We start from the raw sequence: 419 nt of genomic DNA on the forward strand, positions 1-419 counted from the left end.
GACTGCGCCGAGGTGTTCCCCGCCGGGTCAACTGCCGTGACCACGAAGCTGTGGTTGCCGTCTCTCAGCGCACCCGCCAGCTCCAGCGACCACTTGCCGTCGGCTCCTGCCTTCACGCTTCCCAGGACGTTGCCGCCTTCGCGAATGGTGACAATCGCGTTAGCTTCCGCCGTACCGTTCAGCGTCGGTTTGTTGTCGTTGGTCAGACCGCCGTTGGCAATCGCTCCCACGGTACCACCCGCCACGTTATCCACTACGCCGGTGATGGCAGGTGTGGTGCTGTTGGTGTCAACCAGAACGCTCCAGCTGTTAGACTGCGCCGAGGTGTTCCCCGCCAGATCCGTCGCCGTGACCACGAAGCTGTGGTTGCCGTCTCTCAGCGCACCCGCCAGCTCCAGCGACCACTTGCCGTCGGCTCC

1 protein-coding gene is annotated in these 419 nt (G+C 64.4%); it reads right to left on the reverse strand.

Going from position 1 to position 419, the window contains the following annotated elements; genetic code table 11:
- Positions 1-419, reverse strand: a 419-nt coding sequence (locus tag KVT28_RS24710) for an Ig-like domain-containing protein (RefSeq protein WP_217550776.1), incomplete at both ends; no start/stop codon positions are given.

It is taken from the genome of Pantoea sp. GbtcB22 (genome assembly GCF_019091025.1).
GTDB classification, from domain to species: domain Bacteria; phylum Pseudomonadota; class Gammaproteobacteria; order Enterobacterales; family Enterobacteriaceae; genus Pantoea; species Pantoea leporis.